General features: G+C 53.8%; 16 protein-coding genes and 1 other RNA gene. 6 read left to right on the top strand and 11 right to left on the bottom strand.

Annotation, left to right across the window (positions count from 1 at the left end):
- Positions 1–1,350 carry a guanine deaminase gene (gene guaD, locus JFC11_RS10435; protein WP_051626410.1) on the top strand — a complete coding sequence of 450 codons (1,350 nt, stop codon included), beginning with the start codon at positions 1–3 and terminating at the stop codon, positions 1,348–1,350.
- A 136-nt stretch (positions 1,351–1,486) separates the two neighbouring features.
- Here the strand turns inward: guaD and dapB are convergent, their stop codons facing one another.
- The 6 genes from dapB to grpE all read right to left on the bottom strand — a co-directional run bounded on the left by dapB (position 1,487) and on the right by grpE (position 7,935).
- Positions 1,487–2,293, bottom strand: a complete 807-nt coding sequence (gene dapB, locus JFC11_RS10440) for a 4-hydroxy-tetrahydrodipicolinate reductase (protein ID WP_038480681.1) — start codon at positions 2,291–2,293, stop codon at positions 1,487–1,489.
- Positions 2,294–2,432: 139 nt separating this feature from the next.
- Entirely contained in the window at positions 2,433–2,714 is a 282-nt protein-coding gene (locus JFC11_RS10445) for a DUF2218 domain-containing protein (RefSeq protein WP_038480678.1), read from the bottom strand.
- Between the two features lie 117 nt (positions 2,715–2,831).
- Positions 2,832–3,734: a DMT family transporter gene (locus JFC11_RS10450; protein WP_198349517.1), complete on the bottom strand. Its 903-nt coding sequence runs from the start codon at positions 3,732–3,734 to the stop codon at positions 2,832–2,834.
- Positions 3,735–3,935: 201 nt separating this feature from the next.
- Positions 3,936–5,090 (bottom strand): molecular chaperone DnaJ, encoded by a 1,155-nt coding sequence (gene dnaJ / locus JFC11_RS10455; protein WP_009723758.1) that lies wholly within the window; start codon positions 5,088–5,090, stop codon positions 3,936–3,938.
- Positions 5,091–5,200: 110 nt separating this feature from the next.
- Positions 5,201–7,135, bottom strand: coding sequence for a molecular chaperone DnaK (dnaK, locus tag JFC11_RS10460; RefSeq protein ID WP_038480671.1), 1,935 nt, complete (start codon positions 7,133–7,135; stop codon positions 5,201–5,203).
- A 170-nt stretch (positions 7,136–7,305) separates the two neighbouring features.
- Entirely contained in the window at positions 7,306–7,935 is a 630-nt protein-coding gene (grpE, locus tag JFC11_RS10465; RefSeq protein ID WP_038480668.1) for a nucleotide exchange factor GrpE, read from the bottom strand.
- A gap of 201 nt (positions 7,936–8,136) precedes the next feature.
- Between grpE and recN the strand changes: the two genes are divergently transcribed.
- On the top strand, positions 8,137–9,810 hold the full coding sequence (recN, locus tag JFC11_RS10470; protein ID WP_095604433.1) for a DNA repair protein RecN: 1,674 nt from the start codon (positions 8,137–8,139) through the stop codon (positions 9,808–9,810).
- A gap of 111 nt (positions 9,811–9,921) precedes the next feature.
- Here the strand turns inward: recN and fur are convergent, their stop codons facing one another.
- Entirely contained in the window at positions 9,922–10,374 is a 453-nt protein-coding gene (gene fur / locus JFC11_RS10475) for a ferric iron uptake transcriptional regulator (protein ID WP_009723762.1), read from the bottom strand.
- A gap of 72 nt (positions 10,375–10,446) precedes the next feature.
- Here fur and JFC11_RS10480 point away from each other — a divergent pair, with 72 nt between their 5' ends.
- On the top strand, positions 10,447–10,896 hold the full coding sequence (locus tag JFC11_RS10480; protein WP_038480662.1) for an outer membrane protein assembly factor BamE: 450 nt from the start codon (positions 10,447–10,449) through the stop codon (positions 10,894–10,896).
- Positions 10,897–10,918: 22 nt separating this feature from the next.
- Here the strand turns inward: JFC11_RS10480 and JFC11_RS10485 are convergent, their stop codons facing one another.
- Both JFC11_RS10485 and JFC11_RS10490 read right to left on the bottom strand, forming a co-directional pair.
- The gene (locus JFC11_RS10485; RefSeq protein WP_038480658.1) at positions 10,919–11,230 is read right to left on the bottom strand and encodes an RnfH family protein; all 312 of its coding nucleotides are present in this window, start codon (positions 11,228–11,230) and stop codon (positions 10,919–10,921) included.
- The gene (locus JFC11_RS10490; RefSeq protein WP_038480655.1) at positions 11,220–11,654 is read right to left on the bottom strand and encodes a type II toxin-antitoxin system RatA family toxin; all 435 of its coding nucleotides are present in this window, start codon (positions 11,652–11,654) and stop codon (positions 11,220–11,222) included. The genes JFC11_RS10485 and JFC11_RS10490 overlap by 11 nt, the downstream gene beginning before the upstream one ends.
- 126 nt (positions 11,655–11,780) lie before the next feature.
- Between JFC11_RS10490 and smpB the strand changes: the two genes are divergently transcribed.
- The 3 genes from smpB to JFC11_RS10505 all read left to right on the top strand — a co-directional run bounded on the left by smpB (position 11,781) and on the right by JFC11_RS10505 (position 14,253).
- Entirely contained in the window at positions 11,781–12,272 is a 492-nt protein-coding gene (gene smpB / locus JFC11_RS10495; protein ID WP_009723766.1) for an SsrA-binding protein SmpB, read from the top strand.
- Between the two features lie 45 nt (positions 12,273–12,317).
- Positions 12,318–12,696, top strand: a transfer-messenger RNA (tmRNA) gene (ssrA, locus tag JFC11_RS10500).
- A 225-nt stretch (positions 12,697–12,921) separates the two neighbouring features.
- Complete coding sequence (locus tag JFC11_RS10505) at positions 12,922–14,253, top strand: TonB-dependent receptor (RefSeq protein WP_198349518.1); 1,332 nt, start codon at positions 12,922–12,924, stop codon at positions 14,251–14,253.
- Positions 14,254–14,336: 83 nt separating this feature from the next.
- Here the strand turns inward: JFC11_RS10505 and JFC11_RS10510 are convergent, their stop codons facing one another.
- Positions 14,337–15,599 carry an NAD(P)/FAD-dependent oxidoreductase gene (locus JFC11_RS10510; protein WP_198349519.1) on the bottom strand — a complete coding sequence of 421 codons (1,263 nt, stop codon included), beginning with the start codon at positions 15,597–15,599 and terminating at the stop codon, positions 14,337–14,339.
- 159 nt (positions 15,600–15,758) lie between these two features.
- On the bottom strand, positions 15,759–17,291 hold the full coding sequence (gene nhaC / locus JFC11_RS10515; protein WP_038480646.1) for a Na+/H+ antiporter NhaC: 1,533 nt from the start codon (positions 17,289–17,291) through the stop codon (positions 15,759–15,761).
- Positions 17,292–17,376 lie beyond the last annotated feature (85 nt).

The following is a 17,376-nucleotide window of genomic DNA, read 5'->3' on the forward strand; positions in this document are numbered from 1 at the left end:
ATGAATGAAGAGCAAGGACAATGCCTGAAACAAGAGCAGGGGCAAGCCTGGTTAATACGTGCACGGGTCTTGAGTTTCGATGCCGACCCCGGCGATGGTGACACGCCCAGAGAGGGTAGCGTTGTCTACCACCAAGACGGCGCCCTGTGGTGGGCCGACGGCCGCATTCAGGGCGTCGGCGACTATCGCACCCTGGCCCCTCAGCTGCCCGCCGATATCAGCGTCATCGACCAGCGTGACAAGCTGGTCATGCCAGGCTTTATTGACAGCCATGTTCACTACGTTCAGCTCGATATCATGGCCTCTTATGGCCGCCAACTACTGGACTGGTTGAATGACTATACCTTTCCCGAAGAGTGCCGCTTCGCCCAGCGGGCGCATGCCGACAACATGGCCGACGCTTTTCTCAAAGAGTTGATGCGAGTCGGGACCACCACCGCCCAAGTGTTCTGCTCAAGCCATCCCAATTCGGTAGATGCCTTCTTCAGCGCCGCCCAACGCCGCGGCCTGTGTATGCTCGCTGGCAAGGTGCTGATGGATCGCCACGCCCCCGAAGCACTTACCGACAAGACCCTCGGCGGCATTCGTGATACCGAGCGCTTGATCAGCGACTGGCATGGCACCGACCGCCTTGGCTACAGTGTTACGCCGCGCTTTGCTCCCACTTCCACGCGCACCCAGCTTGATGCCGCTGGCGGCCTGCTGCGCAACGATGAAAGCCTATGGCTGCAAACTCACTTATCGGAAAACCTCGGCGAACTGGACTGGGTAGCCGAGCTGTTTCCAGAAAGCCGTGACTACCTTGAGGTTTACGAGCAGTCCGGCCTGGTTGGGCCACGCAGCACCTTTGCCCATGGCATTCATCTGGACAATGGCATGCGCAAGCGGCTGGCTGAACGCAGTGCCAATATCGCTTTTTGCCCCAGCTCTAACCTCTTCCTTGGTAGCGGCTTGTTCGACCGCCACGCCGCCCATGAAAGCGGGTTAAATCTCACCCTGGCCAGCGATATTGGTGCTGGCACCGATCTTTCCGGATTAGCGACTCTCAAGGCGGGCTATCAAGTAGGGCAACTGCTCGGCCAGCCACTGACGGCCTGGTCAGGCTTCCATGCCCTGACCAGAGGCAATGCAGTATCCCTATCGCTAGATGACCGTATCGGCCGTTTCGCACCCGGCATGGATGCCGATTTTGTAGTCATCGACCTGTCCGCCTCACCGCTGATGGCACGACGTATGGCACGATGCGAAAGTTTGGCAGAGGAGTTATTCACTCTAATGATGCTAGGCGACGACCGCGCTATCTTCGAAACCTGGGCTGGAGGACGCCTACAGCACCGGCGTCAAAATTAAGCAGAAAATCAATCAGGAGGGGGGCCAAAAAGCAGCAAGCCCCCTCACCCTGCTAGCGGGTTCGGAGGCCATCCAAACAGTTATGTTCAGCAGCCAACAGAGTGCATATCGAAACGCGCCCTGTTGTACTAAAACATTACTCTAAACCTAATACATCCTGCATATCGTAACGGCCATGCGCCTTATCAGCGACCCAGCGAGCAGCGCGAACCGCGCCTTTAGCAAAGGTCATACGGCTGGAGGCTTTATGAGTAATTTCGATACGCTCGCCTTCAGTGGCAAACATCACCGTGTGCTCGCCAACAATGTCGCCAGCGCGCACGGTGGCAAAACCGATCTCTTTGTCGGTGCGCGGACCGCACTGGCCTACCCGCTCATAAACACCGTGCTCTTTTAACGTGCGGCCGATGCTCTCTGCGACCACTTCTCCCATCTTAATCGCCGTGCCAGAAGGCGCATCCACTTTATGACGATGGTGCGCTTCAATGACTTCAATATCGTAGCCTTCGTCACCGAGGGCTTTTGCAGCGGTCTCAAGCAGCTTGAGGGTCAGATTAACGCCGACACTCATATTCGGCGCGAACACCATGGCCACTTTATCGCGGTAGCTATCCAGCTCGGCCAGTTCGTCATCGCTCATGCCGGTGGTGCCAATCACAATGCGTTTGTCGTGCTCGGCGCAGAATGCCAAATTTGCCAAGGTGACTTGCGGCGCAGTGAAATCGATTAGAACATCGAAGTCGTCCACAATCGCATCGAGAGAATCGACGGCCACCACACCGCGTTTGCCAACACCTGCCAGCTCACCAATGTCCGCACCCGCCAAGGAACTACCTGGCTCAACGATACCGCCTGCAAGTGAGGCATCTGCCTGCTGTTCTACCGCATTTACTAATGTGCGGCCCATACGGCCAGCGACGCCTACAATGGCAATTCGAGTCATGAGAACTCCTGCGCGTGCGCCGTTCGGCACCCAGCTTGGTATAAGAAAAACAAGGATAAAAAAGTGGCCGAAATTATAACAGACCCCTGTTAATGATGCGGCGCTTGCTTAAGGCAGCGCGCACGCTGCTTCGAACGAGTTAGTTCTCCCAAACAATTTCCAGCGGCTCGTCTTTTGCCATGCGCATGAGATGACTTTCCACCACCCCTTCCAACTGATCCAGATGCTCTTCTTCCAAGGTTTCAAGGGACACAATCAAGCGATCCGCCTCGGCATGCATCAGGCAGGTGCCATTGGCAAATGTGATTTTGGCTTCCTGCTCATTATGCTCAATCTCAAGCTTATGTGCCCAGTGCTTGCACAAGCGGTTTATCAAGCGCTCACCAGAAGGCGTTACGATTTCGGCACGGGATAAAGGCATCGTATTTTCTCCACAAAGATAGTGAGTTAGATCTTACTAGCGTAATCCTCACAGTAGAAATCGCAAAGTAAGAAATGAGAATCCCTTGCAACAGCATGTTTCTGTTCAGGGAAACGCTTATCGTCGAAGAAGCCGTTTAATCCGGCGGCCTTCCAGTGTGGCCAGCCCGACCCCGCTAAGTAGCAACGGCAGTGCCAGCAAAAAGCCGCTAGAAACCGGCAGGCCAAACAGCAGCCAATCTGCTAACACAGGCCACACCAACGCAATGTATTCAAAAGGCGCTAGGCGTGACGCTTCGGCGTAACGCAGCGCCAGCGTCATCGCAATATGGGCCGTGCCGCCAAACAAGCCAGAAAGCACTAACAACCACACCACATCACCGTTTAGTGGTGCCCAGCCCAAGGGCAGCGTTGCCAACCCCGCTAGCGCAGAGACCAGAATAAAGTAAAAGGCAATGGAACCGGCTGTTTCGGTACGTGAAATGCGCCGTACAGTTAGCAGCGCTCCAGCAGTTAACAGCGCGCTCAGCGCCCCTAGCGCATAGCCAGCCAGTTGCCCTTGCTCGCGACTGGCCTCAAGCCCTGGCAGCACCAGCACCGCCACCCCAGCCAACGCCAACGCAATAGCGCCCGCCCGATAAAGCGAGAAACGCTCCCCCAGCAGCAAGACACCACCCAACGCCATAAACACGGGCGTCAGCTGGGCTAACAACGTAGTTTCCGCGACAGGTAACAAGGCCACCGCCGCGAACGACGCGAACATTGCCGCCGCCCCAAGCCCCGAGCGCAACGCATGCCCCAGTGGACGACGCGTCGCCAATCCCTGAGGAAACTCGCGACGAAGCATCAAAAAAACAACAATCGGCAACAGCGCAAATAACGAGCGGAAAAACACCGACTGCCCTACCGGCACCTCGTCACTCACCGCTTTAATACACACCAACATACCGGTAAACAGCACGCCGGAAAGCACCCGCAGCCCAATGCCCAACCCAGAGCGAGACTCTTCATCCGCTAGCATTTGCCCTCGTCCTTATGTGCAAATAAGTTATGTGCAAATAACCCACGCTTTAAAAGGGTATCGGTTAGCGATTAAACGATAAGCCCATCAGACCCGCTATTTTACACTATGCAACACAATGAGTTAGCGATAAGTAATCAACAAAAACGCCCCGACACTTGAAAGTATCGGGGCGCTGATGTGCTGTGAAGTGAATCGCCGTTACGGCTTCATCTCTTCAAAAAACTTCTTCACGCTGTCGAAGAAACCTGTTTTCTTCGGCGAGTGGCTGTGGCTATTGCTGCCGTCAAAGCTCTCTTGCAACTGACGAAGCAGGTCTTTCTGCTCGTCATTGAGATTGACCGGCGTCTCCAGCACCACTTTGCAAAGCAAGTCGCCAGGGGCGCCGCCACGTACCGGCTTCACACCTTTACCGCGCAGCCTGAAGAGTTTACCGGTTTGAGTTTCCGGTGGAATCTTCAGCTTCACACGGCCATCCAGCGTGGGTACTTCTAGCTCCCCACCTAATGCAGCGTCAACAAAGTTGATCGGCACGTCACACTGCAGGTGTTTGCCATCACGCTGGAAGATGTGGTGTGGCTTGATCGACACCTGAACATACAGGTCACCAGGCGGGCCACCGTTAATACCACTTTCACCTTCGCCATTCAGACGAATGCGATCACCCGTATCCACTCCCGGCGGAATCTTCACCGATAGCGTGCGCGTTTCCCGCACGCGGCCTTCACCGTTACATTTGTGGCACGGCACTTTGATGTGCTGGCCACTACCGTGACAGGTTGGGCAGGTTTGCTGAACCGCGAAGAAGCCTTGCTGCATACGCACTTGGCCGTGGCCATGGCACGTGGGGCAGGTTTCTTTGCTAGAACCAGGCTCAGCACCTTCACCATCGCAGCGGTCACATTCGATATGGCGTGGCACGCGGATATCAACGGTTGTGCCGGAAACTGCGTTCTCCAGATCCAGCTCTAAGTTGTAGCGTAGATCACTGCCACGCGCGGGGGCGTTAGGGCCACGACGACGGCCACCACCGCCACCAAAGATATCGCCAAACACATCGCCGAAGATGTCGCTGAAGTCGCCAGCGCCACCACCACCGAACCCGCCACCGCCAAAGCCGCCGCCCTGGCCGTCAACACCGGCGTGACCAAATTGGTCATACGCCGCGCGCTTCTCGCCATCGCTTAAGACTTCGTACGCTTCTGACACCTCACGGAATTTTTCCGCTGCAGTGTTATCGTCCGGGTTTCGATCAGGGTGAAATTTTTGCGCCAAGCGGCGGTAGGCCTTTTTGATCTCTTTCTGATCAGCCCCTTTTTCGACACCCAGGACTTCGTAATAATCGCGTTTGGACATGGGTCCTACGCCTCCTGGTTAGCTACGCACTTAATTAGGCGTCTACTTCGGAAACAGCAACGCGGGAGTTGTCTCCCGCGCCACCGCATTCCTTAGCAGATAGAGGTGATTTACTGTTTCTTTTTGTCGTCGTTGACTTCTTCGTACTCAGCGTCAACCACGTCATCCTCTGGCTTGGTGCTGGCATTTTCAGCACTTTCACCGTCCGCCTGCTGAGCAGCTTCTGCCTGCTCGGCGTACATTTTCTGCGCCAATTGGCCAGACACTTCGGTCAGCGCGTCCAGCTTCTGCTGGATGTTGTCCTGATCGTCAGTCTTCACTGCTTCTTCCAGCTCGCTGATCGCGGTCTCGATGGCTTGTTTCTCGTCATCGGTCGCTTTATCGCCGGCTTCCTGCACAGTTTTGCGAGTGGCGTGAATCATGCCATCTGCTTGGTTACGCAGCTGCACTAGCGCTTCGAACTTTTTGTCTTCGTCCGCGTGAGCTTCCGCATCGCGTACCATTTGCTCGATCTCTTCATCCGTGAGACCGCTGGACGCTTTAATGACGATAGACTGCTCTTTATTGGTCGCCTTATCTTTGGCCGACACGTTTAGAATGCCGTTGGCATCCAGGTCGAAGGCCACTTCAATCTGCGGCACACCACGCGGCGCTGGCGGAATGTCGGCAAGATCAAAACGACCCAGCGACTTATTCTGCGAGACTTGCTTACGCTCACCCTGAACGACGTGAATCGTCACTGCCGTTTGGTTGTCATCCGCCGTGGAGAAGGTTTGCGTCTTCTTCGTGGGGATGGTGGTGTTTTTGTCGATCAGCGGCGTCATTACGCCACCCAGGGTTTCAATACCCAGGGTCAACGGCGTCACGTCCAGCAGCAGTACATCTTTTACGTCGCCGCCAAGAACACCGCCCTGAATCGCCGCACCAACAGCAACCGCTTCATCTGGGTTGACGTCTTTACGCGCTTCTTTACCGAAGAAATCAGCGGCTTTCTTCTGCACCATCGGCATACGCGTCTGGCCACCGACCAGAATCACTTCGTCGATTTCAGATGCAGACAAACCAGCATCTTTCAGCGCCATTTTGCACGGGTCGAGCGAGCGCTGTACCAGATCTTCAACCAGCGACTCCAGCTTGGCACGCGTCACCTTCACGTTAAGGTGTTTCGGGCCAGTGTTGTCAGCGGTGATGTACGGCAGGTTAACGTCTGTCTGCTGGGCACTGGAAAGCTCAATTTTAGCCTTCTCAGCCGCTTCTTTCAGACGCTGCATAGCGAGGTTGTCGCCAGACAGATCCATACCGCTGTCCGCTTTGAACTGGTCAACTAAGTAGTTGATCAGCGCCAAGTCGAAGTCTTCGCCGCCCAGGAAGGTGTCACCATTGGTGGCCAACACTTCAAACTGGGTTTCGCCGTCAACGTCGGCCACTTCGATAATAGAGATATCGAAAGTACCGCCACCCAGGTCATATACCGCGATGGTTTTATCACCACGGGATTTGTCCATACCGTAGGCCAATGCAGCAGCGGTCGGCTCGTTAATGATGCGTTTAACATCAAGACCGGCGATACGGCCCGCATCTTTCGTGGCCTGGCGCTGGCTGTCGTTAAAGTACGCCGGTACGGTAATGACCGCTTCAGTTACCGCTTCACCGAGGTAGTCTTCGGCAGTTTTCTTCATTTTCTTCAGCACTTCCGCACTTACCTGCGGCGGCGCCATTTTTTTGCCTTTTACTTCAACCCAGGCATCACCGTTATCGGCTTCGGCGATTTTGTAAGGCACCATTTTGATGTCTTTTTGTACGACATCATCTTTGAAGCGACGGCCAATCAGGCGCTTAATCGCGTAAAGGGTGTTCTCAGGGTTGGTGACGGCCTGACGTTTTGCCGCCTGGCCTACCAGCGTCTCACCATCGTCGGTGTAAGCAATAATGGAAGGCGTAGTGCGGCCGCCTTCGGCATTTTCAATGACTTTAGCGCTGTCACCATCGAGCACTGCCACACAAGAGTTGGTGGTGCCCAGATCGATACCAATAATGCGTCCCATAGCAAAAACCTCGAATTCGGTTGTTACAAAACTGATGTTTGAAAGCTGATGTCAAAAAATCTGCTTTTTGAAATTTAAAGCGTTTGCGGGTTTTCCCGCGGGTTGCCCTTTATTTGGGGGCCGCTTGCAGCATTTCAAGGGGCTTTTTTTTGCTTTGCGTCAGCCAATGCTTAATTGGCTTTTTGGCTAACTACCACCATCGCGGGGCGAACTAGGCGGCCGTTAAGCAAATAACCCTTCTGCATCACGTCCATGACGGTATTGGGTTCAAGCTCGGGATTCGGCACCATCGCCATCGCTTCGTGAACCTGCGGGTCGAAGGGCTCACCCTGGGGTTCAACGCTTTCCACGCCAAATTTATTCAATACGCCTAACTGCATTTTGAGGGTCATGGAAACGCCCTCACGATGAACGTCAGAGGCTCCGTCTTCCATGCTCTCTAGGGCTTTTTCCAGACTATCAACAACGGGCAATAGCTCCTTAACAAATTTTTCTAAAGCAAACTTGCGCGCTTTTTCAGCTTCTTGCTCAGCTCGGCGACGCACGTTTTGAGCTTCAGCAGCGGCACGTAGCGCTTGGTCTTTAGCTTCCGCCAAGCTCTGCTCAAGCTCTTCCACCTGAGCGGCTAGCATATCGGCTTCTGGGTTTCCCACGCCGCCCTCTAACGCAGCGTCTTCCTCGATCAAGCCTTCCAGCTCACCCTCGACCAGGCGCTCTTCAGCCGCTTGCTCGGTGACTTCCGCTTCTTGCTCTTGGCGGGCCAACTCATCTTCTAATGGGGTTTGCGGTTCTTTTGCCATGCCTAGCTCCTGAAAAGTATGCAGCGGTGGCATTAACGGCCACCTCGGTTAAGTAACGAGTATTAACCACGTATGGACGCTATATGGGGGCCATAAAAGCCATCTCAAGAGGGGCATTGAAGTGAGTTATAGACTACTGTATAAAACAACAATTATTGGATAAGTATCCAGCTTCTGTGCCGCACCGCCTCAGGAGGCCTTATGCTCACGCAGCTAGCAATCCAAGATTACGCTATTGTTGACCGCCTTGAACTCGACCTAACCCGTGGTATGACGGCGATTACCGGGGAAACTGGGGCAGGCAAATCGATTTTACTCGGGGCACTTGGCCTATGTTTGGGTGAGCGTGCCGACGCTGGCAGCGTGCGCCATGGGCGTGAGCGCACCGACCTTTCCGCTCGTTTTGATATTCAACATCTACCCGCTGCCACAGAGTGGTTGACTGCTCGCGAGCTGCCTGCTGAAGAGTGCTTGCTGCGCCGTGTGGTTACAGCCAGCGGTCGCTCCAAAGCGTGGATCAATGGCCACCCTGCCACCATCGCCGACCTAAAATCGCTGGGCGAGCAGCTGATTCAAATCCATGGACAGCATGCTCATCAGGCACTTATGCGTGAAGAAACCCATCTCGCCCTGCTAGATGATTATGCCGGGCTACGTGAGCGTAGCCAGCAGTTGGCTGAAACCTTCCGCGAGTGGCGCAGCGCCCGGCGGCGATTAAAAAAACTCAGCGAAGAAGGCAGTGAAGTTGAGGCAAAGCGGCAGTTGCTGCGCTACCAAGTAGAAGAGTTAGATCAGCTGGGACTGGCAGAGGGTGAGCTGCAAACGTTAGAAGAAGAGCAGCATACTCTCGCCCATGCGGAAGAGACGCTGCGTGAAACCCAGTTTGCCGCCGATTGCTGCGCGAGCGATGAAGGTGGCGCTCTGTCGCTGTTAAATCAAGCCTATGCCCATTTAAGCGCGCTACCCGGCAGTGACAAAGGCACACTGGCCAATACCTTGGCCATGCTTAGCGATGCGCGCATTCAAGTAGAGGAGGCTTCAAGCGAGCTAAATCGTCTTGCCAGTACTACCGAACTAGACCCGGAACGCCTAGCCTGGGTAGAAGAACGGCTTGGCGATGTCCACCGTATTGCCCGCAAGCATCACGTTGCCCCGGAAGAGATTTGCGCGCTGCATGCCCAGCTCAGCCAGGAAGTCGAACTGCTAGAAGCCAGCGACGACGACCTGGAGTCGTTAAGCAACCAAGTGTCTGAATACCGCGAGCGCTATCGCAGCGATGCCAAACAACTAAGCGAGGCGCGACAAAAAGCCGCCGTTCGCTTGGGCAAAGAAGTACAACAACAGCTAGGGTTCTTGGCCATGGGTAAAGCACGTTTTGACGTGGACGTTACCCCGCGTGAAACGCCTACGCCAGAAGGCCTGGACCACGTCCAATTCCTGATTAGCGCGAACCCAGGCCAGCCTGCTAGGCCGCTAACCAAAGTGGCTTCGGGCGGTGAATTATCGCGCATCAGCCTTGCTATTCAAGTGGTGGCCGCCTCCCACTCCACTATTCCCAGCCTGGTCTTCGATGAAGTGGACGTGGGTATCTCGGGAGCGACGGCCGAAATTGTCGGTCAACTGCTACGCAAGCTCGGCGAAAACGGTCAAGTAATGACCGTCACCCACCTGCCTCAGGTCGCCGCTCAGGCGCATCAGCATCTGCATATTGAAAAACGTGCCAAACGAGATAGCACGCTGACCCATATGGCCCTGCTAGACGAGCGTGGTCGGATTAGCGAGCTCGCCCGCATGCTGGGCGGTGTAACGCTATCTGACCAAACACTCGCCCACGCCCGCGAAATGCTGCACGCTAGCCAACGGCCACCGCACTAAACGCTTTTTTTCAATCGATAACGCGCTAGCAAACGCCACATACTATAAAAAACGCCCCTAGGGCGCGAATGAGTCATCACTCGCACCCTAGAGGCATTTTATTTAGCGCGACTATTTTTTATTTGTGGGGCCGCTGTCCTGTCGGGTTACGTCCGACCCACGGGGGCGTACGTAAAGCACCAGGGCATGGTCCACAAGTTCATAGCCGTGCTCTTCGGCGATCTCTTGCTGACGTCGCTCGATGATTTCATCGACAAACTCAATGATTTCACCACTTTCTAAACACACCATATGGTCGTGGTGGTCTTCTTGAGTCATCTCGAACACCGCGTGGCCACCATCAAAATTATGACGGATCACCAAGCCTGCTGATTCAAACTGAGTCAGCACGCGGTACACGGTAGCCAAGCCAACATCCTCGCCCGCATCAATCAGTGTTTTGTACACTTCTTCTGCGCTAAGGTGGTGTTGACCCGAAGCATTTTCGAGAATCTGCAGGATCTTGACGCGCGGCAGGGTCACTTTCAGCCCGGCTTTGCGCAGTTCATGGTTCTGATCGGCCATGGTTGCTCTTCGCAGTAACAGGTTAGGTCGGGTATGATCGACCGAAACCACGATAGTGAAGAATAGGCTCAAATGCAAAAATTGACTCGTATCATTACTCTTTCCGTTGCCCTAACCGTTGTTAGCGGCTGCAGCTACGTTGGCGTTTACAAGCGCGACATCCCTCAGGGCAACTTGGTGACCGAAGAAATGGTCAGCCAATTACAGCCAGGAATGACCCGAGAGCAAGTCACTTATGTGATGGGTCGCCCGTTGCTGGAAGCCCCATTTGACACGCGAGAATGGGATTACGTTTACCGTCTTGATAAAGCGTACGCGGGTGTTGAGCAGCGGCGTGTAACCCTCACGTTCGATAACATGGGGCGTCTGGTGAACGTTGAACAGCAAGGTGATTTCTCTAGCGATCTGCCGGTCAGCACGGATACCGGCGCAGGCCCTGCAACAGAAACAGCAGATCCAATCACCGGCATCAACGCACCTAGCCAACGAGTACCTACGTCAGAAAATGCCACAGCGCCATAGCCAGTGATGTCTTCCGAATAAGTTACTCGCCTCTGGCTTGACGCTTTGCCCGCTCTAGGCGAGCAGCTTTGGGGTCTATCTCCAATGGGCGGTAGACCTCAACACGATCTCCTGGGCGCAGCGCTTCTTTTTCAGGCTGGCGCAGCGCTTTGCCAAAAATTCCCAGCGGTGCCTGTTCAAAGGTGTCGCTGGGAATCTCGGGAAACAGGCTGGGTAGATCTGCCATCACTACCGCTTGGCGTGCGGTTGTGCCTTGGCGCACCTTTAAGGCCACTAGACGCTGTTTGTGCGGCAAGGCAAAGGCAACCTCTACCGAGAACGTATCAACGGCCATAGCGCTCGTCAGCACGCTTCGTGAAGGCATCGACAAGCTGCCCCGCAATTTGCTGAAATAATTTTCCAAACGCCATGCTAAGCAAGCGATTGGCAAATACAAATTCCATTTCCAAGCTGACTTTGCAGGCGTTTTCCCCCATCGGGATAAATAACCAACGCCCTTTAAGCTGCTTGAACGGCCCTTTTACTAACGACAGCTCAATCCGCTCGGGGGCATATAAATCATTTCGAGTAGTGATTGTTTGCTCCACACCCGCACGTCCAAGGGTCATCTCGCCAATTAAATGCGCCTCGTCATGCTCTAGCAGGCGCGCACGGCGACACCCCGGCAGGAACTCGGGATAGCGTTCGAAGTCATTAACCAGATCGAACATTTGTTGGGGGGTGTGCCGCACCAAGGCGGTACGATTAACGGTTGGCATTGACCTCTCCGCTGACTTCACAGTGCCCAAAGCGTATCATGGGAAACATTTTTGTAGACCTTGAATGGTATCACGCCTCCCCACATAACGAAGGGGGTGCTACTGACAGATCAACGATGAGGTTCCATGGCCACTAAGAAAGGTAACAGTAAGGGCCCTAGCAGCAGCGTTATTGCCCAAAACAAGAAGGCTCGGTTTGAGTACCATATCAACGAAACCTTAGAAGCAGGTTTGGTACTCGCGGGCTGGGAAGTTAAAAGCCTTCGCGCTGGTAAAGCACAGCTTACCGACACCTATATTTTGGTTCGTAACGGCGAGGCTTTTTTACTAGGCAGCCATATCATGCCGCTTAACACAGCAAGCACCCACGAAATTGCTGACCCGACGCGCACGCGTAAGTTGCTTCTGCACCGTAAGGAAATTGCCAAAATTTTCTCGGTAACTCAGGACAAAGGCCACACTTGCGTGCCGCTCAAGCTCTATTGGAAACGCAACAAGGTGAAGTGTGAGCTGGCATTGGTGACCGGCAAACAGCTGCATGACAAGCGCGCCACCGAGAAAGATCGCGACTGGAGCCGTCAGAAAGGTCGGATAATGCGGGAACATAACAAGGCATAACTGGTCAATTCGCTGTGAGCACGTTAGAATGCTCATCTGTAATCAGGGGGCGACATGGTTTCGACGCTGGTGACAACCCTTGCGGTGCATGCCGAGAGCGTGATGTATCTCGTAAATCCCACATCACGAAAAATAGTCGCAAATGACGAAAACTACGCTCAAGGCGCGCTAGCAGCTTAAACACTGTTAGCTTCTTGTCTGGCCCAAAGGTGATGTGCCTATTCATCACTGATGGGATACGAGCTAAAGCTGATAGGACCGCGGTTGGTGGTGTCTTCTCATCAATCGTTAAACTTAGAAGGCTCGCGTGGCTGAATCCTGATCGTCGGAGTCAGTTGCGTTAAAGCAAATGACGAAATCTAAGCATGTAGAGCCAATAGGCGCGTGCTGGCGGACGCGGGTTCAATTCCCGCCGCCTCCACCACCTGACTATACAAATCAAGCACCTACGGGTGCTTTTTTTGTGCCTGTGGTCTGAAAAGGGCCTGTTTAGGCATAGTGTGGTCAACATTTTGGTCAGTTTTTCTTAAACGCCTCATCCCCTCGAAGCTAACCACGTGTAGCGACAGAATTCAGCACAATTGCATTATTGATACAATATAACATATCATTTTATGTGTTTAATTCTAACGTTTAAGGGAAGACACCTGTGCCACGCTCTTTATTTCTGCTTACACCGCTTGCCACTGCTCTGCTTATTAGCTCCTCTGCCTATGCAGATGATCACCATCATGGGCACGACCACGGCCATGATCATTCTGGTCATGCTCATGAGTACGACACTTATGAACATAACGACGATGGACATAGTAACGATGAGCATAGCGAGGCTGAAAACAGCATTAACGTTTCCTTAGTTGTGGAAGGCATCTACCACAATCGTTTTTCAGGAGATGCAAACTCACCTGCAGGCTTTAGCCATGAGCACGAAGGCAGTCACGATCATGAGGGAGGACACGACCACAGCGGCCATAGCCATGATCTCGACAATGGATTTAACCTGGGACACTCTGAAGTTGCCATCGAAGGGCAAACCGCCCACCTTGAGGGCAAGGCCGTTGTTTCGCTAACGGAAGACGATATCACGCTGGAAGAGGCTTTTATTGCGACGCGTACGCTGCCTAACGGGCTGCGCTTACAAGCCGGTAAGTTTCTTTCTGATATAGGCTACATTAACGGCCGACACCCTCACGCTTGGGATTTTGTTGAGCGCCCACTGGTCAATGAGTATTTGTTTGGAGAGCACGGTCTGCTCGATACAGGCCTACAGCTAACCTGGTCCCCCAACAGCACCTTGACGCTGGGTAGCGAGCTGTTTCAAGGCGAGGGAGAAGGCTTCAGCCGCTTTGATGAAGGGGGCTATGAGGATCGCGCTAGTGGCCCTCGCGTGGGCACAATTTTCGCTAAATACCGCCCAGATCTCGGTGCGAATAAGCAGCTAACGCTGGGAACGTCTGCGGGCATGAACCGTCAGTATGTGCGTGTCGATGACCATGGTCACCATGCCCATACTGCTGAAGGCGACAACTGGTTCGCAGGCTTAGATGCGCGGTTTAACTACGATGCGGAGCAGCCCGGTTACCAGGGCAACTGGCAATTAGGTGCGGAATACTTCTATAGCGAACGCGACCTGCAAGAGCATGTGCAACACCATGATCACTTTCATGCACACGACCACTACACTGAGCAACAAGATGGTGCTTACATCGACGCTATTTACGGTATTGCGCCTCGCTGGGAAGTCGGCCTACGGGCAGAAGCATTAGGGTTAACCAACAAAGTGATGGGAACCCACCCTACCGCGATCGTCTCAGAAGACACGTCCTGGCGGCACAGCGCGCAGCTCACTTGGCATGTACGCGATAACATGTTCGTGCGCACCCAACTGACCCGCGAAGACTTTGCAGGGCATGATGAGCAGTGGGTGGGAATGGTGCAGTTCAACGCAGCGTTTGGCAGTCATGCAGGACATAACCACTAAGTGCGCTAAATCATAGATAAAAAGCCCGTCTCATATTCAAGAGACGGGCCCTACCCTTAGCCTGCACACCGCGCAGCCGACAATCAACCACCAGCCAATGTAAAGCGTGATGCACTGAAAGGGCTAATATCCAACTGGCTATCACGCCCTCGTAGCATGTCAGCTACCAGACGCCCCGTCGTGGCACCGAGCGTTAGCCCTAATTGGCCATGACCAAAAGCCATCGCCACGTTTTCAAGCAATGGCGATTTATCAATCACAGGCTTGGTGTCTGGCAAGAAAGGGCGCCAGCCAGCGCCAAACTCCATACCAGCTGTATTCAACGATGGCAGTATCGTCTTGGCTTTTTCAAGAATGATCTCCGCACGCTTGAAGTTCGGTTCAGCACGGTTGCCAGCAAACTCAATCGTGCCGCCGATCTGTAGCCCTCGCTCCATAGGAATCAGGCCAAAGCCGCCATCAGCATAAAAAGTGGCATGGGTTAAGTCGACACCAGGGTTGGGTAGCAATACCTGATAGCCACCGACCTTAATCAACGGCACCTTAATGCCTAACGCTTCAAAAAACGCCGAACTGCCGTTGCCTGCAGCGACCACCGCCTGCTCGACCGGCAGCCTCTCACCGCTAGCCAGAGTCACACCAACGGCACGCCCTCCCTGGGTCTCAACACGCGACACACTATCCTGCACAAGCTTGCCGCCCTGCTCTACAAAACTGTGAGCAAGCTCGGTTAGGAAGGTTTCGGTATCGCACACCGTGCGCCAATCTGACAACAACAAGCCGTGAGAAAAGCGTCCCGCTAACGCCGGCTCCATAGCGGCAATCTGTTCGGCATTTAGCGTTTCGGAAACAAACCCTAGCGCGCGGCGTAGCTCTACATAAGTTTGCTCATGGGCCAGCCCAGCCGCATCGTCAAACAGTTCAAGGGTTGGGTGGTGGCCAATCAGATCGTCACGGCGGCACTTCGCTAATAAGGGTTCATAATCCTGAAAGGCGCAGCGCGTTAAGGACGCTAACTCATGGGCAATAGTGTCGATACGCGAACGCCGCGCATGGGTCATAAAACGCAGCATCCAAGGCAGCAGTCCTGGTAATGCTGATGGCCGCAGTGCCAGCGGCCCTTTTTGATCCAGCAGCCATCCAGGCACTTTTTTGATAATACCAGGCTTGGACTGGGGAATAATTTCGCTAACCGCAATCTGCCCGCAGCTCCACTTAGCGGTACTATCGCCGGACATAGCGGGCTCTACGAGCGTTACGTCGAGCCCCTCTTTTTGCAGATATAACGCACAGCAAATACCAACGATTCCACCACCAATGACCACGGTTGGATGCGTTGTAGTCATTATTATCCTCCTGGTTTTATTCGGGCGTGCTTGCAAGCAAACCCAAGTCGCAGCGATTCGGTTGTCGGCAAAAAAACGCCTAGCTCAAAAGACAAACACCCCGCCTTTCGCAAGCCGGGGTGCTGTCTTATCGGTAAAACACGTAACGACTAGTGACGATCAACTCGAGCTAGGAGCCGGATTCGGGCTAGTAACGGCTGCGTCAGCAGCAGCTCCCAATGCTTCGGTAGAGGCAATCGCTTCCCCCTGCTTGTCCCACAGTGCGCGCTCTTCATCGGTCGCTTTGGGCGAGAACAAGCCCATCTGCGCGTAAAGAATACCGATTAAGGGCGATAACCAGCAGGCAAAGGCCAGTGGTATATACAACAGGTTCTCGACGTTACCTTCGCCAATACCAAGTCCTAATACGCTAATGACAAAGGCACCACCTGCGTTCCATGGAATGAGCGGCGACATCAATGTTCCACCTTCCTCAACACCACGCGATAGGTTCAGGGTTGAGTAACCCAGTCCACGGTAGGTAGGCGCGTACATACGCCCCGGTAGCGCAACGGATAGGTAGGGATCGCCTGCCACTAGGTTAGTTGCAAAGGAGGTAGCAATTGCCGAGGTTTGAACGCCTTTGAACGAGCGCACCTTGGACATAATGGACTTGATGATGGTCTCCAGGCAGCCCGTTTTCTCCAACGCACCACCAAAGGCCAGGGCAATCAGTATCAACGAGATGGTCCACATCATCGACTGAATACCGCCACGGTTTAACAGGCTGTCCATGGCTTCCACGCCCGTTTCAATGGAGTAACCATAGTTAGCGTAAGTAACGATATCGTGCAGACCTACCCCCTGAACCGCCATGGCAGTTACTGCACCCGCCATTACACCAGCAAACAGGGAGGGAATCGGCGGCATTTTCTTGACGGCTAGACCAATAACCAGCACCGCTGGCAACAGCAGCCAGATAGAAATAGTAAAGTGCTCGTCTAGTGACGCAGTGATGGCATTAATGCGCTCAAAAGATGCTGCTTGATCATCAATCATGGTGAAGCCCACCACCAGATAGATGGCTAACGCGATCAGCATGGCCGGAATCGTCGTTGGCATCATGTTTTTGATATGCGAGAACACATCGTTGCCAGTAACCGCCGCCGCCAGGTTGGTGGTGTCGGACAGCGGTGAGACTTTGTCGCCAAAAAAGGCGCCGGAAACAACCGCACCAGCGGTCCAGTAAATCGGAATTTCAAACCCAGCGCCGATACCAACAAGCGCTAAACCTACCGTACCAACGGTTCCCCAGGAGGTCCCCAAAGAAACGGACACCACCGCACAGATCAGCATCGCCGCGGCAAGGAAGAAAGCCGGAGACAACAGAAGAAGGCCGTAATAGATCAGACTGGGCACGGTACCGCTGGCAATCCAGACGCCAATAATCATGCCCACTAAGATCAACACCGAAACCGAAGGCAAAGACACGTTGATAACGTGAAACGCCCCATCTTCAATCCGCTTCCAGCGGAAGCCAAGCTTGATTCCCACTAGCGAGGTTATTGCCAAGCCGATAGCCAGCGGGATATGCGGTGTGAAATCACCAAAATAGAAAATTTGTACCCCGATGGCGATTAGTGTCAGCACAACGGGCACAAGGGCAAGTCCGAGACTGGGTTTTTGACGAACCCTTTTTGGTTTATCTTCCATCTTATAGACCTCGTTATTATTGAGTTTTTAACAGGTTTATCAGCAACGATGTTTTTTGTTCAGCAGGATAATTTTTAGATTTATC

It is taken from the genome of Vreelandella alkaliphila (genome assembly GCF_016107625.1).
Taxonomy (GTDB): domain Bacteria; phylum Pseudomonadota; class Gammaproteobacteria; order Pseudomonadales; family Halomonadaceae; genus Vreelandella; species Vreelandella alkaliphila.

Excerpts from the sequence above, each read along its gene's own strand:
- guaD (WP_051626410.1), top strand. The coding sequence starts at position 1 with ATGAATGAAGAGCAAGGACAATGCCTGAAACAAGAGCAGGGGCAAGCC.
- dapB (WP_038480681.1), bottom strand. The coding sequence starts at position 2,293 with ATGACTCGAATTGCCATTGTAGGCGTCGCTGGCCGTATGGGCCGCACA.
- JFC11_RS10445 (WP_038480678.1), bottom strand. The coding sequence starts at position 2,714 with ATGCCTTTATCCCGTGCCGAAATCGTAACGCCTTCTGGTGAGCGCTTG.
- JFC11_RS10450 (WP_198349517.1), bottom strand. The coding sequence starts at position 3,734 with ATGCTAGCGGATGAAGAGTCTCGCTCTGGGTTGGGCATTGGGCTGCGG.
- dnaJ (WP_009723758.1), bottom strand. The coding sequence starts at position 5,090 with ATGTCCAAACGCGATTATTACGAAGTCCTGGGTGTCGAAAAAGGGGCT.
- dnaK (WP_038480671.1), bottom strand. The coding sequence starts at position 7,135 with ATGGGACGCATTATTGGTATCGATCTGGGCACCACCAACTCTTGTGTG.
- grpE (WP_038480668.1), bottom strand. The coding sequence starts at position 7,935 with ATGGCAAAAGAACCGCAAACCCCATTAGAAGATGAGTTGGCCCGCCAA.
- recN (WP_095604433.1), top strand. The coding sequence starts at position 8,137 with ATGCTCACGCAGCTAGCAATCCAAGATTACGCTATTGTTGACCGCCTT.
- fur (WP_009723762.1), bottom strand. The coding sequence starts at position 10,374 with ATGGCCGATCAGAACCATGAACTGCGCAAAGCCGGGCTGAAAGTGACC.
- JFC11_RS10480 (WP_038480662.1), top strand. The coding sequence starts at position 10,447 with ATGCAAAAATTGACTCGTATCATTACTCTTTCCGTTGCCCTAACCGTT.
- JFC11_RS10485 (WP_038480658.1), bottom strand. The coding sequence starts at position 11,230 with ATGGCCGTTGATACGTTCTCGGTAGAGGTTGCCTTTGCCTTGCCGCAC.
- JFC11_RS10490 (WP_038480655.1), bottom strand. The coding sequence starts at position 11,654 with ATGCCAACCGTTAATCGTACCGCCTTGGTGCGGCACACCCCCCAACAA.
- smpB (WP_009723766.1), top strand. The coding sequence starts at position 11,781 with ATGGCCACTAAGAAAGGTAACAGTAAGGGCCCTAGCAGCAGCGTTATT.
- JFC11_RS10510 (WP_198349519.1), bottom strand. The coding sequence starts at position 15,599 with ATGACTACAACGCATCCAACCGTGGTCATTGGTGGTGGAATCGTTGGT.
- nhaC (WP_038480646.1), bottom strand. The coding sequence starts at position 17,291 with ATGGAAGATAAACCAAAAAGGGTTCGTCAAAAACCCAGTCTCGGACTT.